Origin of the sequence: Alteromonas sp. AO-Serp, from assembly GCF_017849675.1 — a bacterium.
Lineage (GTDB): Bacteria > Pseudomonadota > Gammaproteobacteria > Enterobacterales > Alteromonadaceae > Alteromonas > Alteromonas macleodii.
Map to the genome: position 1 here is coordinate 1 of NZ_JAFLMX010000358.1, position 2,627 is coordinate 2,627.

Consider the following 2,627-nt stretch of genomic DNA (forward strand, 5'->3'; position numbering starts at 1 on the left):
AAGCGCGCACAAAAAAGCCCGCTTAAAGCGGGCTTTTATCACAAAATTGTTAAGCGTTAGCTTACCAACCTGTAGTCTCGCGAAGCGCCTTGCCGATTTCAGCAAGTGAACGTACAGTTTTAACGCCAGCGTCTTCTAGTGCTTTGAATTTCTCATCAGCAGTACCTTTACCGCCTGCGATGATTGCACCAGCGTGACCCATACGCTTACCTGGAGGAGCAGTAACACCAGCAATGTAAGAAACAACAGGCTTGGTTACATTAGCTTTAATGAACGCTGCTGCTTCTTCTTCAGCTGTACCACCGATCTCACCGATCATTACGATAGCTTCAGTTTGTGGATCGTCTTGGAACATCTGAAGGATGTCGATGAAGTTTGAACCAGGAATTGGGTCGCCACCGATACCAACACAAGTAGACTGGCCAAAACCTTCGTCAGTGGTTTGCTTAACCGCTTCGTACGTAAGTGTACCAGAGCGAGAAACAATGCCTACTTTACCAGGCTTGTGGATGTGACCAGGCATGATACCAATTTTACACTCTCCAGGAGTGATTACACCTGGGCAGTTTGGACCGATCATGCGAACGCCTTTCGCTTCTACGTATTCTTTAACGTAAAGCATATCTAGCGTTGGGATACCTTCAGTGATACATACGATTAGCTCGATACCCGCATCTGCAGCTTCAACAATTGAATCTTTACAGAAAGGTGCTGGTACATAGATAACTGTTGCAGTTGCGCCAGTTGCTTCTACCGCTTCACGTACAGTATTGAATACTGGAAGACCTAGGTGCTCAGTACCGCCTTTACCTGGTGTTACACCACCAACCATTTGCGTACCGTAAGCAATTGCTTGCTCAGAGTGGAAAGTACCCTGACCGCCAGTGAAACCCTGACAAATTACTTTAGTATCTTTATTAATTAATACAGACATTATTTGCCCTCCGCTGCAGCAACAACTTTCTGCGCTGCATCAGTTAGCGATTCAGCAGCAATGATATCTAGACCAGAGTTCGCTAGAACTTCACGGCCAAGCTCTGCATTGGTACCTTCAAGACGTACAACTACAGGTACTTCTACGCCAACTTCTTTAACCGCACCAATGATACCTTCTGCAATCATGTCACAGCGAACGATACCACCGAAGATGTTAACCAATACCGCTTTAACATTGTCATCAGAAAGGATGATTTTGAATGCTTCAGCTACACGCTCTTTAGTTGCGCCGCCACCAACGTCTAGGAAGTTAGCTGGCTTGCCACCGTGTAGGTTTACGATGTCCATAGTACCCATTGCTAGGCCTGCACCGTTAACCATACAACCTACATTACCGTCTAGCGCAACATAGTTTAGTTCCCACTGAGCAGCATGAGCTTCACGCGCATCTTCTTGTGAAGGATCTTGCATATCTTTCAGCTTAGGCTGACGATATAGCGCGTTACCATCGATACCTACTTTCGCGTCTAGGCAGTGTAGGTTACCGTCAGTTTTGATAACTAGCGGGTTGATTTCGATAAGCGCAACGTCAAGCTCTTCAAACATCTTAGCTAGGCCAAGGAAGATTTGAGTGAATTGCTTGATTTGTACGCCAGAAAGACCTAGAGCAAACGCCATTTCGCGCGCTTGATAAGGCTGAGGACCTACAATTGGGTCGATTTCAGCTTTAAGGATTTTCTCTGGAGTTTCTTCTGCAACAGTTTCAATCTCAACGCCACCTTCAGTAGATGCCATGAATACAACGCGACGGGTTGTACGGTCAACTACTGCACCAAGGTAAAGTTCGTTAGCGATATCTGTGCAAGATTCAACTAGGATTTTGCTCACAGGCTGACCGTTTTCGTCAGTCTGGAAAGTCACCAAATTTTTGCCAAGCCAGTTTTCAGCGAAAGCGCGAATGTCGTCTTTGTTTTTAACTAGCTTTACACCGCCAGCTTTACCGCGACCGCCCGCGTGTACCTGACACTTAACTACCCACTCGTTTCCGCCAATTCGGTCAGCGGCTTCTACAGCACCTTGAGCAGTGTCTGCTGCGTATCCTTCAGAAACAGGCAAACCGTATTCTTTGAATAGCTGCTTACCTTGGTATTCATGCAAATTCATGGTGTTTCTATCCGATTTTTAGTAAGACAAAAGCCGCAAATGCGACTTGATTAGTTTGACTGATATTATAGGGCAAATATCAGCGTTGCGTTAGGCGCAAAGCAAGCATACACAAGCTAAACGCCTAACCACAATTCCGTGAGACGAAAGTCTTATACGTCTAGAAGTAGACGTGTTGGATCTTCTAGCATCTCTTTAACGGTTACCAAGAAACCTACTGATTCTTTACCATCGATAATACGGTGGTCATAAGAAAGCGCTAGGTACATCATTGGTAGAATTTCTACTTTGCCATTAACAGCCATTGGACGATCTTGGATTTTATGCATACCCAAAATAGCGCTCTGTGGCGGGTTAATGATTGGTGTAGACATTAGTGAACCAAACACACCACCGTTGGTGATTGTGAAATTACCACCTTGTAGTTCAGCCAATGACAGCTTACCGTCACGGCCTTTAAGTGCTAGTTCCTTAATTCCTTTTTCAACACCTGCCATGCCTAGTGTGTCAGTATCTTTAAGTACTGG

The 2,627-nt window shown here is 45.4% G+C and carries 3 protein-coding genes; all 3 read right to left on the minus strand.

What is annotated here, in order from left to right; all coding sequences use genetic code 11:
• Nucleotides 1–61: 61 nt before the first annotated feature.
• Entirely contained in the window at nt 62–934 is an 873-nt protein-coding gene (gene sucD, locus QVA83_RS22395; protein WP_012518366.1) for a succinate--CoA ligase subunit alpha, read from the minus strand.
• On the minus strand, nt 934–2,100 hold the full coding sequence (gene sucC / locus QVA83_RS22400) for an ADP-forming succinate--CoA ligase subunit beta (RefSeq protein WP_014949450.1): 1,167 nt from the start codon (nt 2,098–2,100) through the stop codon (nt 934–936). The genes sucD and sucC overlap by 1 nt, the downstream gene beginning before the upstream one ends.
• 152 nt (nt 2,101–2,252) lie before the next feature.
• Nucleotides 2,253–2,627, minus strand: a 375-nt coding sequence (locus QVA83_RS22405; RefSeq protein WP_287498992.1) for a 2-oxo acid dehydrogenase subunit E2, incomplete at its 5' end; no start/stop codon positions are given.